The organism is Providencia sp. PROV073, from assembly GCF_033688125.1.
GTDB classification, from domain to species: domain Bacteria; phylum Pseudomonadota; class Gammaproteobacteria; order Enterobacterales; family Enterobacteriaceae; genus Providencia; species Providencia hangzhouensis.
Genome location: NZ_CP096353.1, coordinates 3,167,328 through 3,180,640, shown reverse-complemented (window position 1 = coordinate 3,180,640; position 13,313 = coordinate 3,167,328). Strand labels below are relative to the sequence as shown.

Annotated in this window: 15 protein-coding genes; 10 read left to right on the top strand and 5 right to left on the bottom strand. The window is 36.0% G+C overall.

Translation table 11 applies throughout. The features are described from left to right. The first annotated feature begins 2 nt into the window (after window positions 1-2). Together M1F17_RS14470 and M1F17_RS14465 are read left to right on the top strand one after the other, a co-directional pair. Window positions 3-848, top strand: a complete 846-nt coding sequence (locus M1F17_RS14470; protein WP_004256548.1) for a MurR/RpiR family transcriptional regulator — start codon at window positions 3-5, stop codon at window positions 846-848. Beyond that, window positions 848-1,630 (top strand): sulfite exporter TauE/SafE family protein, encoded by a 783-nt coding sequence (locus M1F17_RS14465; RefSeq protein WP_004256546.1) that lies wholly within the window; start codon window positions 848-850, stop codon window positions 1,628-1,630. The genes M1F17_RS14470 and M1F17_RS14465 overlap by 1 nt, the downstream gene beginning before the upstream one ends. 65 nt (window positions 1,631-1,695) lie before the next feature. Here the strand turns inward: M1F17_RS14465 and M1F17_RS14460 are convergent, their stop codons facing one another. After that, window positions 1,696-2,577, bottom strand: coding sequence for a rhomboid family intramembrane serine protease (locus tag M1F17_RS14460; RefSeq protein ID WP_196731829.1), 882 nt, complete (start codon window positions 2,575-2,577; stop codon window positions 1,696-1,698). A gap of 162 nt (window positions 2,578-2,739) precedes the next feature. Next, entirely contained in the window at window positions 2,740-4,437 is a 1,698-nt protein-coding gene (locus tag M1F17_RS14455; RefSeq protein ID WP_004256541.1) for an NAD-dependent malic enzyme, read from the bottom strand. A 425-nt stretch (window positions 4,438-4,862) separates the two neighbouring features. On the opposite strand from M1F17_RS14455, the gene M1F17_RS14450 reads away from it, so the two are divergent. The 8 genes from M1F17_RS14450 to M1F17_RS14415 all read left to right on the top strand — a co-directional run bounded on the left by M1F17_RS14450 (window position 4,863) and on the right by M1F17_RS14415 (window position 10,888). Further along, on the top strand, window positions 4,863-5,486 hold the full coding sequence (locus M1F17_RS14450; protein WP_094960630.1) for a hypothetical protein: 624 nt from the start codon (window positions 4,863-4,865) through the stop codon (window positions 5,484-5,486). Between the two features lie 59 nt (window positions 5,487-5,545). Beyond that, a complete protein-coding gene (locus M1F17_RS14445; RefSeq protein WP_094960631.1) occupies window positions 5,546-6,244 on the top strand; it encodes a hypothetical protein in 699 nt (232 codons plus the stop codon). 143 nt (window positions 6,245-6,387) lie between these two features. After that, window positions 6,388-7,137, top strand: a complete 750-nt coding sequence (locus tag M1F17_RS14440) for a hypothetical protein (RefSeq protein ID WP_180359466.1) — start codon at window positions 6,388-6,390, stop codon at window positions 7,135-7,137. Continuing rightward, window positions 7,130-7,273 carry a hypothetical protein gene (locus M1F17_RS14435; RefSeq protein WP_153673646.1) on the top strand — a complete coding sequence of 48 codons (144 nt, stop codon included), beginning with the start codon at window positions 7,130-7,132 and terminating at the stop codon, window positions 7,271-7,273. Before M1F17_RS14440 ends, M1F17_RS14435 begins: the two co-directional genes overlap by 8 nt. Window positions 7,274-7,304: 31 nt before the next feature. Continuing rightward, window positions 7,305-8,027, top strand: a complete 723-nt coding sequence (locus M1F17_RS14430; protein ID WP_272674687.1) for a hypothetical protein — start codon at window positions 7,305-7,307, stop codon at window positions 8,025-8,027. An 8-nt stretch (window positions 8,028-8,035) separates the two neighbouring features. Next, complete coding sequence (locus tag M1F17_RS14425) at window positions 8,036-9,421, top strand: serine protease (RefSeq protein ID WP_318837042.1); 1,386 nt, start codon at window positions 8,036-8,038, stop codon at window positions 9,419-9,421. Window positions 9,422-9,576: 155 nt separating this feature from the next. Further along, on the top strand, window positions 9,577-10,245 hold the full coding sequence (locus M1F17_RS14420) for a hypothetical protein (RefSeq protein WP_272674692.1): 669 nt from the start codon (window positions 9,577-9,579) through the stop codon (window positions 10,243-10,245). Next, on the top strand, window positions 10,232-10,888 hold the full coding sequence (locus M1F17_RS14415) for a hypothetical protein (RefSeq protein WP_272674695.1): 657 nt from the start codon (window positions 10,232-10,234) through the stop codon (window positions 10,886-10,888). Before M1F17_RS14420 ends, M1F17_RS14415 begins: the two co-directional genes overlap by 14 nt. A 157-nt stretch (window positions 10,889-11,045) precedes the next feature. On the opposite strand, the gene cdd is transcribed toward M1F17_RS14415, so the two are convergent. From cdd to M1F17_RS14400, 3 genes are all read right to left on the bottom strand, one after another. Continuing rightward, window positions 11,046-11,933 carry a cytidine deaminase gene (cdd, locus tag M1F17_RS14410; RefSeq protein ID WP_096864137.1) on the bottom strand — a complete coding sequence of 296 codons (888 nt, stop codon included), beginning with the start codon at window positions 11,931-11,933 and terminating at the stop codon, window positions 11,046-11,048. 206 nt (window positions 11,934-12,139) lie between these two features. Beyond that, entirely contained in the window at window positions 12,140-12,835 is a 696-nt protein-coding gene (locus M1F17_RS14405; RefSeq protein ID WP_004256514.1) for a CidB/LrgB family autolysis modulator, read from the bottom strand. Beyond that, window positions 12,835-13,302, bottom strand: a complete 468-nt coding sequence (locus tag M1F17_RS14400) for a CidA/LrgA family protein (RefSeq protein WP_004256512.1) — start codon at window positions 13,300-13,302, stop codon at window positions 12,835-12,837. Before M1F17_RS14400 ends, M1F17_RS14405 begins: the two co-directional genes overlap by 1 nt. Window positions 13,303-13,313 lie beyond the last annotated feature (11 nt).

Here is a 13,313-nt window from a genome sequence, read left to right as displayed (position 1 = left end):
CCATGTCGACACTGACGGTAAAACTGGAAAGCTTGCAGACACGCGGTAAAGGCACAGAACAACGTATTGCCACATTTTTGCTGGATAACCGCGAAAGTCTTATCGCGATGAATGCAGCGGAATTGGCACAGGCGGCTGGGGTCAGTAGTGCATCTGTTATCCGCTTTTCACGCCAAATGGGGTACCGTGGCTATCCTGAATTTAAAGTTGATTATTTGTCGGATGAGAAGCAACACAAAGCAGAAAGTTTATACGGTAATCTGAGTCGTCACGATGATACCTCTCAGATTATCGCCAAAACAGGGCAAATGTTTATTTCGGCTATTGAAAAATCACTGGATTTACTTGAGCCCTCTGTCGTAGATACCATCGCGCAAAAAATGTTTCAGGCCAAACGTATCGTGCTGTTTGGTGTCGGGTCTTCAGCCATTGTTGCCAGTGATATTTTCCATAAATTAATTCGCATTAATAAACACGCACTGTTTAGTTATGATTTGCATGTTCAGCTAAGTTACTCGGCAAACTTAGGGCCGGAGGACCTTGCTATTGCAGTAACGGCGCGTGGAAACACTCAAGAAATCAATAGCATGCTTCGTGCTGCAAAAGAAACAGGTTGTCCGACAGTCGCACTGACACGTTTTGGTCAAGATGAAGCGATAAAGTTAGCGGACTTCGCCTTGCCTTATTTTTATGATGAGCAACATTCCCAATTAGGCATCATCACCCCCCAAGTGTTACAGATGATTACTTTCGATACATTATTTTTTAAATACCTCACGTTAGCAGATAGTGATGCAAATGAAGCATTACAAAAAGGGCGACGAGCACTGATACAAGGCAAGAGTTAATGATTGTAACGGAGTTAGCGATAGGCGCACTTATTGGGCTGATTATCAGCACAACGGGTGTCGGTGGTGGTGTGATTGTCTTACCGATACTGACCTATTTTTTTGGGCTAAATGCACTAGCAGCAGTAGCCACTGCCAATTTCCTTTCGATGCTAATGAAGGTTTCTTCTTCTTATATGCATTTTCGATTAGGCAATATCCCCTTTAAAGGCGCTATGATTGTATTAGCGATTATGTTGCCGAGCACATTTCTCTCAAGTCTGTTTGTTACATGGTTGGGGGGATTACCGGGGTATGAAAAACAAGTCGAGTGGGGTATTAACCTGTTAGTGGCTGCTGCCATTATTTTTTCGCTATATTTATTTGTTCAGCGAATGTTTTTTGTTTCGATCATCAAGCAAGAAGCGGCAAAAGGGGATCAGCTAAAATCCATGGCTGTGCCGGCTATCCTAGCGGGTGTTGTACTTGGTGCAACTGGAGTTGGTGGTGGGGTGGTTGTTCTCCCTATGTTGCTGCGCTATATGCAACTGAATATTAAGCAAGCAATTGGTACATCGATTTTTGTAACAACCGTGTTGTCTGGTTCCTCTGCTTTAGCTTATGCGCAAGATGGCTATACGGATTTAAAACTGGCGCTGATATTGTGTGCAGGGGCATTGATTGTGATGCCATTAGCTAAATATTTACTGGTCCGTTTATCTGAACGTACTTTCCAATACATTACATTGTTATTAATTATCTGTAGTGCAGTAATGATGACAATGAATTTATTCACTTTCTAGATTTACGCGTCCTATTATTGACGGTATCAATAATAGGACTAATCTCTTACGAAAAAACGGTATTTTTATCGCTGATTAAGTTCTTTTGCCATTTCTTGGTAAATAAACTGGCGCTCATAGTTCAGGTCTTCGTCTTGTAGGGAAGAAAACTGGCTTAGTGTTATGGCCAGTAAGGCGGCAGCTATAAGTACAATGACACCGCTAGAGAGTAGTTTTGCCCGGGCGGTTGCTTGGGGCGCAAGTACAAAAGCGCCACTAATAACAGCGCCAAGTACTGCGCCACCAATATGAGCAGCGTTATCAATACCTGACTGCAAACCATTGATGAGAGTTAGCGCAATCATTCCAATAATATTATATAGCGGGCGTTTTAATTGGTTGCGCTCTTCAAGAGAGAGGTTTGGGTTATTTATCCCTTTTAATAAATAAATTACGGAAGCGGCAGCTAACCCCATAATGGCTCCAGATGCGCCAATACCAACGGTAATATATACCGTGTTATCAGGTAAATATAAACTATTCCATGCATTCATTGACGCGCGGTTTGCTGCGGCGTTAATGGCTTCACTGTATTGCCAATAAGCGCTAAAAAATGCCGCGCCAATACCTGAAAATAGGTATATTGCGAGCATCCTAAATTTTCCATAGGTGCGCTCGCATTCAATCCCAATAACAAACAAGGCCAATGTATTTAAAGCAAGGTGCATACCACCTGAGTGCAATACCATACTGACTGGATAACGCCACCAATCCCCCGTTAATGAAAGTTGGTAAACATTGGCACCAAATAATAATAAGTTATTTTCTTGGGAACCGAGTGGGGCAGCATAATTGAGCTGGTAAAAATAAACAACAATATTTAGCACCGCAATAAAAAGCGTTAGGGCTATTGCCCATAGGGAAAACTTAGGTTTTTGTGGAATAGCAGTATTGAGGTCGCCAGTCATGTCAATATCCTATTAATCAGTCATGGCTGTTATCTTAAATAAGTGATTTGTTTAGCGCAATTTATCATTATCTGAGAAAACAGACATTCGTTTTTTCGGATCTATAAAAAACAAAAAAAGGAGCTCTAAAGAGCCCCTTTCAATCAATACCGTTATGACAAATTAAAACGAAGTCCGTTTATAGGTACGGTACTCTGGTTTCCAGAAATTACGCTCAATGGCTTCATCCAATGCGCTATCAGAGGTGACCGTTGCCACACCTTGGATCTGTGCTTCTTTTGCCACTTGTTTAGCAATAATGCGAGAGACATCTTGAATATCAGACAGTAGAGGTAATAGCGCACCTTCACCATTTTTGGCAAGTGGTGAACAGCTGGCAAGCGCACGGCTGGCGGCCATCAACATGCCATCAGTAACGCGTTTAGCACCAGAGGCAATCACACCAAGACCGATACCCGGGAAGATATAGGAGTTGTTACATTGTGCAATTGGGAACACTTGGTCTTTGTAAGACACTGGGCTAAATGGACTTCCTGTTGCGACTAAGGCTTTGCCATCAGTCCAATTGATAATGTCTTCAGGGCGAGCTTCGACGCGTGACGTTGGGTTAGATAACGGCATCACGATAGGACGTTCACAGTGCTTATGCATCTCTTTAATGATTTCTTCTGTGAATAACCCAGCTTGGCCAGACACACCAATCAATATGGTTGGTTTGGCATTGCGTACCACATCTAACAGTGAAATTGAGTCACTGTTAACATCCCAGTCGGTTAAATTCCCACTGTTTTGGGTTAATTTGGCTTGGAAATCGAGTAAGTTAGGTAGTTTATCGGTTAATAAACCAAAGCGGTCAACCATATAAATACGTGAACGCGCTTCTTCGTCACTCAAGCCTTCGGATTTCATCTGGGCGATGATTTGTTCTGCAATACCGCAGCCTGCTGAGCCTGCACCCAAGAAAGTCACGCGTTGGTCGCTTAGCTTACTGCCTGCGGCATGGCTGGCGGCAATTAAGCTACCTAATGCAACCGATGCGGTGCCTTGAATATCATCATTGAAACAGCATAGCTCATCACGGTAACGGGTTAATAAAGGCATCGCATTTTTCTGAGCGAAATCTTCAAATTGTAATAATACATTTGGCCAGCGGCGTTTAACTGCCTGAACAAATTCATCAAGGAACTCGTTGTATTCATCACCCGTAATACGTGGGTGACGCCATCCCATATACAGAGGGTCATTCAGACGCTGTGGGTTGTTGGTTCCTACGTCAATAACAATAGGTAAGGTATAAGCAGGGCTGATACCCCCGCACGCGGTATAGAGAGAGAGTTTCCCAATTGGGATGCCCATACCACCGATACCTTGGTCACCAAGGCCTAAAATACGTTCGCCATCAGTAACAACAATCACTTTCACATTTTGTTTGGTGGCGTTTTGTAGCATGTCGTCGATGTATTCACGATTTGGATAAGAAATAAATAAACCACGTGCACGACGATAAATGTCAGAGAAATGCTCACAAGCTTCACCCACGGTTGGGGTATAGATAATAGGCATTACTTCAGTGAGGTGAGCATCTATAAGGCGATAAAATAAGGTTTCGTTGGTGTCTTGAATATTTCGCAGATAAATGTGTTTATCAATATCTGATTTAAAATCAATTAATTGGCGGTAGGCACGTTCAACTTGTTCTTCGATGGTTTCTACTTGTTCAGGAAGTAAACCATGCAAGTTAAAATTTGCACGCTCTTCTTCGGTGAAGGCGCTTCCTTTATTCAGCAAAGGGAATTCAAGCAAAATTGGGCCAGCGTAGGGTATATAGAGAGGGCGTTTTGTTTCGTACTCATGTTCCATGAAATATCACTCTTCGGACGATTAATCAACAAAGTCAGGGTAGATCCTAAGCTAAACAGCAAATATGTACAGTAAATAATGATAAAAAAGCGTTAAAAAATTTACTGAAAAATATTGTGCATATGATAAGGAGTTTATGCGCGGAAGGGAATGAAAGCCGATAACGGCATACGCATTACGGTAGGTAGATCACGCTTAGGCAAATAATGAATGTCTCATCGTTATTTTTACGTTTTCAAACGTTAGTTTAGCTTTGCTGCGGGTTCAATTTTTTCATGTTTTTTCTTATTTTTAGTCAGTTACAGAGAGAAAAAACGGATTCACTGAAAGTTAAATTATATTTTTAAATATCATATATTGCTGCAAGTTTTAAATTTATATAAGTTGAATTTTATTTTATATTTCATTTTTTACTAAGGAGTTTTATGAATTTAATTAATGGGGTGTTAAGAAATAAGCGTATTTATATATTACTTATTATGGCATTTATAGGAGGAATGAATCATTCAAGAGCAGACTATAACCCAATCGAAACACTAAGGAATATTGACAGCTATTTCTATGAAAACAAATATGGTTCATCAATTTTTGGTCGAGTTATAACAGATTATTTTTATTTGGTGATGAAAGAAAAAAACAAAACAATTAATAAAACATTGATAGACAAAATAAATTATGACCATGCATTAGAAATGCTTCAAGTATTGAAGCGAAAAGCGAAGAAACAGAGTACAGGTGAAAAAGTCTCTCATGATATGACTTATAAAGAAGCAGATGAAATACACTATCTGGTCATGTTACGTAATAAAATACCCGAAGAAGCTTGGGTTTTAGGTGTGGTATTTTCTGTATTAGATGAAAAAGAAAAAGAATTTTATTGGCAAAAAATTATGGCAGCTTCCGGAGACCGTGGCCATGAATTATCGGTAATATACAGCTTGATGAAAGTGATGTTAGAAAAGGAAAAGAAGGCCACTAAAAAACAGAAAATCATTATTAATAAATGGTATGAACGTATGAGTAAAACATTAGCTTCTGCTAAATCATAGTTTTCATTTAAATAAGTTTGAAAACTAAATGTTATATAAGTATTAAGGTGTCAATTATTATGAAATTATATTTTTGTTTAATTCTACCGTTATTATTATTTTCCTGCATTGTTAATGGCGAGAACCGCCCCGGTTTTGTTTGTGGACAGTTTAATAGGAATATTATCGAAGTTCCTAGTAAGTATGTTTTTCCATTTGCTGAATATGAAGGATATAGCTATTTTGACCCAAGGTTTGTTGAAAACAAAAAAGGGTGTGAGGCTAATTTTAGAATTCTGCCAATGAGGATGTCATGGCCAGACTTAAAACCATTTAGTGAAGTCAGTCATGATGTTAGAATGATAGAAGTCTATGTTGAGCCATTAAATGGAGACACTGAAAAATATTTTAGTCATAAGAAAAATATATATCTAAATATGGGGGTTATTAAAAGGAAAGGTGAACTATATTATGATGAAGAATTAGAGTTGTATTTTAATGAGGTTTTTATTGAGTCTAAACATATTAATGGTAATAAAGTTTATGTCAATATAATAAAGTATGGTTACTATTGGGATGAAGATAATGGTGAAGTTAATGTTTTAATGGAGTGTTCATGGAGACAGTTAGATGATAGTTATCGGCGTTGTAAATTATTATCATTAATGCCTGAATTTGGTCTTAAATATAGTGTTTCATTTGAATTTTCAAATCTTGTTAATTGGGAAGCTATTCAAGACAAGGTAAGGCTATTTTTATCTGAATATATTAAAAATTAGGGGCTAAAAATATGAATGGTCGTGATCGTAGGCAGGGAGACTTAGAATTAATATCAATAGATTTATCTAATGTTACCCGAATTTTAATAGTTAGTAAAAATCCAGAGCTTATGTATGATTAGTTTATTTTAATAGGTGTAAGTATGAGATTTGAACTAATAATTAGTTATCTAATTAAATTTACAGTTAATTGTCTTATGCTATTAATCTCAATAAATAGTTACGCTGATAATCGTCCCGATTTTGTCTGTGGGCAGTTTAACGGAACGGTTATAGAAGTTCCTGACAAGTATGCTTTTCCATTTGCTGAATATGAAGGGTATAGCTATTTTGATCCAAGGTTTATTGAAAATAAAGAAGGATGTGATGCTAATTTTAGAGAGTTAACATTAATAACGCATTGGCCTTATATGACAAGTGTTGATCCCCAAAAAAAATTTCATCTTGAAATAGATGAAAAAACGATAAGAATTATATTGAGACCAATTAGAGAGAAAGATTATTCATTAACACAAAAAATGAAAAATTATCTAAATGCATCATATTTAGGAAAGCGAAGTCAAATATTTTATGACGATGATTCCGAACTTCAATATGTTGACTATTTTGATGAATATAATGTATCTGAAAAACTATATAGTGGAAAAAGAACTCAAAAGAAAAGAACTTTTTTTTGGTTCGAAAATGAAAATGAAGTTATTGCTATCTTAGAATGCTTATGGCTACCATTGGAAAATAAATATTCAAGTTGTAATATGATTTTTTCAATATCAGAAATAGGTATACTTGCAGAGATTAAATTTAGTTTTGATAAGTATAATCAATGGAGAGATATAATGAATGAAGCTAAGGTTTTTGTCTTCGGTTTTATTAAGGATGAATATTATGAGTAAAGATATGGCTAGTTTTTCAATTAATTATAATGATATCGCAAGTTTAAATGTTATTTTATTAGAAAGTAAATTTGCAAATTCTATGGGCGAAGAAAATTTTTCAAGTATACCTAGTGAGGATGTTTTTATAATTTAAAACATATTGATTTATTTCAACAGGTGCAAGTATGAAATTTGAAATGATAATTAATTATCTAATTAAATTTACAGTTAATTGTCTTGTGTTATTGATTTCCATAAATAGTTTCGCTGATAATCGCCCCGGTTTTGTCTGTGGGCAGTTTAATAAGAATATTATAGAAGTTCCTGGCGAGTATGTTTTTCCATTTGCTGAATATGAAGGATATAGCTATTTTGACCCAAGGTTTATTGAAAATAAAAAAGGGTGTGAGGCTAATTTTAGAGTGCTGCCAATGCGAATGTCTTGGTCTGATTTGAAACCATCTAATGAGGTAAGTAATGATGTTAAAATTATAGAAGTTTATGCTGAACCATTAAAAGGAAACCCTGAAAAATATTTGAGTTATAGAAAACACGTGTATTTAGATATGGGGTACCTCAAAAGAAAGGGGGAGTTATATTATGATGAAGAGTTGGATCTTTATTTTACTGAAGTGACTGTAACAATACGAAGAAGTATTGGTCATAAAGATGATATGTATTTTAATAAAAAAGGATATTATTGGAAGGAAATTAATAATGAAGTAATTTTTTTAATTGAGTGTGAATGGTTACCAATTGATGAGAAGTATCATAAATGTTTTCAATATTTTTTGATTCCAGAAATAGGAACTAAGGTTAAATTTTATTTTGATGCTAAAGAATTATCTAATAGCAATATAATGAGGGAAGAAATACGCATTTTTTTACTCGACCATGTTAAAAATTAGGAGATAATATGAGAACTCAAGAAATTAGAAAGGGTGATTTAAAGTTAACTCGTAGTGATGTTTCTAATGCAATTAAAATTTTATACGTAACCAAAGAACCAAAGTTGATGTATGAATATTTGGAAAGTAAAGGAGACCGATATGCTAAATTAGCTAATAGTGTGGTTAAAGGTGATTCTCTTTCAGGTGCTTTTGCGCTTAATTATTTAGATGAAGCTATTTTAGAGCATATTGGAGTGCAAGATGAGTTTATAATTGAGCGTATTCGCTATGATATGGCAATAGCTTATGTTCAAACCCTAAAAAATAGATTTGAAGATGGAAAGGATGTAATCTATGGTGATATAAATCACATAGAGGCTAAATTATTTCATAGTAGTGTATTTTCTTATTATAATCTTCCTTCTGATGCATGGACTTTAGAACCTGTATTTTTTGTGTTACCTAGAGAACAAAGAGAGAGTTATTGGCAGAGAGCTTTAAATTCTGTAGGTGATATAGAAAGTGAAATATTATTAAGTATAAATACTAAAGATATAATGTTTAGAGCATTATATGAAGCTCCAGCGCATATGCAGCCTAAAATACATAGTTGGACTAAACGAGTTCTGGATATTGATAATGTAGTAGATGGCGTGGTGGTTACAGCCAAGAAATCTTATCAAAATATTATATCTCATATAGAAGAAGATAATATGGATAGAATAAATACAATTATTTATAATACAGGAAACCCTTTAATTGATAGAGGAACAGAGCGTTTTTCATTTTGGGATTATCCTTCACAACATTTAGAATCATTTCAAGTACAAACAGATTGGCGTGGCCAAACGGAATTTACACATAAAAATCTATTGTCTGAATATTATTTAGAAAGACCTGACTATATATTACCAGAAACAGGCTTATTTGATTCACCATCAGTTAATTATCAACCAGATGTTGCTCATTATGATCGTATGATTGATGATTTAAGGGGAAATATGCCATCAATAAACAACAAGTCAACACCTCCAATTAAGTATCCACACAATATGGTAGATAAATCGATATTGGAAAGCACTTATCCAAAATCCGAACCGAATAGACAATTAGCACCTCGTACAACAAACCTACTTGATAGGTTTAAGGATAATGAAACACCAACAAATTATTATCTAGAACGCCCGAGTGTTGTTCTTCCGGAAACGCCAGGATTTAAAGACTTCCCTACAGATACCATAAGAAATAACCCTCATTTTGAAAATATGATTGGCCAGTTAAGAGACAATATGTCATCAATGAACAATTCAATGGACTCATTTGAAGATAAATACTCAATACCCTCAATGCCAAGTATACCTGAATTTAGTTATAGTGGTTATTCTTCTGGAGGATCTTTTAGTTTTAATTAATATTTAAAAAGTCTACTTATAATAAAATAAATTATTTTAGTTATTAGTAAACGAATGGTGATTACTGATGTTTGTTTTTATGTGGGCAATGTGTTTTTTACATAATTGCTTTTTAAGATTGTTGGTTTCTAACTTTATGAATAACAAGGATGTATATGAATTATAAATTAATAGCTGTGCTTTCAGTTTTTCTTCTCGGTGCTTGCCAAAATCCTCAAGGAAATAATGTAAAATATAATAAAAAAAATATAACTAATTTTTGTGAAAAAAAAGGTGTTAAAACGCCACGTCTTTTCTTTATGCTACAGATGTTATATTTTTCTGAATCTAAGGATTTAATATTTGATAGAAAAAAATTAGTTATTTTCAAGGGGGGAAAAGATAATAACCCAATGTTAGAATTTTTAAAGTATCCAAAAGAAGCATTTATTAAAAAATTAAGCCATGAACAGGCAATGGATTTTTATCGTGAGAATTTAAATGAAATGGGAATGTCTTATCATGCTTGGATTTTAGCAGATGTTTTAGATATTATTAATGAGAGAAACCGAGAGGCACTATGGCAACAGTTCGTTTTTGTGATGAATAACAACGATCCTGCGAAGGAAGCTAAATTATTCATGATGCTTTGGTATGCAATGGTAAGGGAGGCTTCCAAACTACCATCAGACAAGCAAATTAAAAGCAAAAGATGGCTGGAGAAGATGAGGCGGATTGCTTTAGTCAATAAGCTAGAGAGAAAGTTAGATTTTATGTTTGAAGAAATGATTGATGATTCAAAGTTTTATAATAAAAATCGAAGGGGTTCTAATGATATCATTTAAATACAAATCTATTATTACATTAATTTTTATTTTTATAATTTTATCATGTTTAAGTCTTTTAAATAAAGGTTATGCTTTTACTGATAAAGACAATATTCAAAAGGTTAATAATTCGGATGATAAATATTTTAGTATTTTTATTTATCTAGAAAAAGAATTTTTAAATAATCATATGAAGGCACGGGGTGAGTCATTTACCAGTGAAAAACGGAGTCGGTATCAAAAAGAAGTAAAATTAGCATATGGACGAATTATGAAAAATCGCAAAGAAAGTGATAACATTCCAATTGGTGATATTACACATCAAGAATTTATTAAAATAAAAAAAGAAGCGATGTTAAATACAGGAATTCCTTATGAAGGTTGGTTATTTAAAGATGTATTTGAAGTATTATCTATAGATAAACAGAATAAAATTATAGGGGAACTATTAAATAGCTTTTCTAATAAATCACGTAATGGTGAATCAGCGTTATTTGCTAGCATTTGGCTAGACATGAAAGAAGAAGCCGCACAATCTGCATCGATAAAACAGCAACAAAGCCAAGCTTGGCTAGAAAAAATGCGAAAGATCCCTTTAGTTATTACATTAGAAGAGACGATAAATGAAACAGAAAAATTGTTTAATGAATTCACTTACTAGGGCATATATTAGTCAAAACTAGTGAGTTCTATTATGGATGGCCACTTTGCAGGTAAATGGTTTTGTGAACAAGATTAAAGTTCTAATAGCAACTATACGGTTATTGCTGTTTATTCAAGCTCCCAGCAATAACCGTTATATTTAAATAAATATAAAATTAATCCAAATAAGCTAATTCAATATTTTGGCAACCCAATGCCTGTAATGTATTTTCGGTAACATACCAATGTTTGATAATTGCATCTTGCTTTTCAACAAACTTAGCTTGGTCGATGGCGTGAATATCTTTACCTGCAAGGTTAATCATAATTAAAGCGGCTTGTAGTGGCGGTAAACTTGGGTTGAATGCGGCATTTTCTGCGTAGCGTCCGGTAAACAGTGAGCCATCTTTTAATTGTAACGCAATTCCTGAATGGGATTGGCTATAAGGTGCATGGGATTGGTTTGCAGCCTCAATTGCTGCACTTAATAACCGGTCACGGCTTTGGTTTTTATAGCCATGGTCAACAGGGTCTAGCAGTAAAGTGGTAATATTGAGGTCAGACGGCCCAAATGAGTCGGGTAAATAGTGGTGTAGTACCGCAGGTGTGCGACCTGGTAAATTCACCATAATTTTACCACCTTCACGTAATTCATTCATAAATTGGCGGCAGTGGCCACAAGGTGTGTAATTTACAGTAATTGAGGTAATCTGCGTTTCACCTTTCATCCAAGAGTGTGTCACTGCACACTGTTCTGCATGGATCACTTGGCCCATTGATACATGGCTAAATTCCATATTGGCACCAAAATACAAGTTACCACTTGCTCCACGTGCGATTGCACCCACGTTAAAATGGGAAATAGGAGTGAGGGCATAGGCAGCAGCAAAAGGCAATAATGCAAAGGCTAACTCAGCGTCGTCTACACTTGTTTCAGCTTTAATCTGTTCAACTTGTTCCGCCGTTAACATGCCTTGAAAATCAGATTTATCAATGATAGGTCTAAGTACTGACTGTAACTTTTCTGGAAGCTCGGCCCAAGCGGCCTTAAATCTTGAATGCATGAGTTACTCTCCCTATTTTAATTGTTTTTATTCTATTCAATAATACGTAGAGCTATGTGTGATAGTTATCACTATTTTGGATGTAATACATGAAACATATTCTTTTGTTGTGAGATATATCTCATATTTTATCAGTGTGCGTATGAGCAAGAGGCTAGTGAACTCCTCTTACTCATATATTTGGTTATTGGCTTAATGAATTAAGCTTAGCTAAAAAGATGTAAAATGACAGGGAATATAAACGGGGCAATAAGCGAGGTGATAACCCCACAGGTCATTAATGCAAGAGAGCTATAAGCACCTTCAATGTAATTCACTTCGGCACAGCGGGCAGTGCCTAGGGCGTGGGAAGCAGTTCCCATCGCGAGCCCTCTTGAAGCATGGGTTCGTACACGCAGTACATCAAATAAGCTATGGCCAAACATGGCGCCTAAGATCCCAACAAACAACACGCAAGCGGCACTAATCGCAGGGATCCCACCAACAGAATCAGCGACAGCCATCGCAATAGGAGTAGTTACTGATTTAGGTAAAATAGAACCCGCGATATCTGGGGTTGCCCCCAACCATAGTGCGATGGCAGCACCGCTGAACATGGCCACTAAACTACCTGCAAAACAAATGCTTAATAAAGATTTCCACTGGGCACGAATTTGGTGCATTTGTTCGTAAAGTGGAAAAGCGAGCGCAACGACTGCGGGTTGTAGTAAATCATTGAGTATTTTGCTACCTGCAAAATAGTGCTCATAAGAGGTATTCGTGATCACTAGTAGTGCAATCAATACCGCAATAGTAATTAATAGTGGGTTTAAAATCGGTAACTTAAATGTGGTCGACAACTTACGCGCTAAATAAAACACCACAATGGTCAGCGGTAATGACCACCAAATATGTTCTAACATTATTCATTCCCCTTAGTTTTATCATTATTAATGACCGAAGAAATTGGGTCTTCGGGGGGTAAAGGAACGTCATCAGGTTGAGCCCCAACGACAGGGCGTTCCTTATGAATATAGTTGGAACTGATGGCGACAACCACCATAACGATTAAGGTACTAACTACACAGGAAACGATGATAGGAACCATTTGTTGGCTGAGTAATTCATAGTAATTCATTATGCCAACACCAATAGGAACAAACAGGATGGTCATATTTTTCAACAAAATGCTGCAACCGGGTTGTGCCCACTTCGCGGGGATAATTTGTAACGCAAGCAATATGAATAAAATTAACATGCCGACAATGCTGCCAGGGATGGAGAATGGAAGTAGTGTTGAGATAAGGTTTCCAATAATCAGGCAAAGGTAGAGTATTGCGAAAGCTCGCAAATATTGCCATCCCGTTATCAGTACCTGTTTAAATGACATGAGACTGGTCC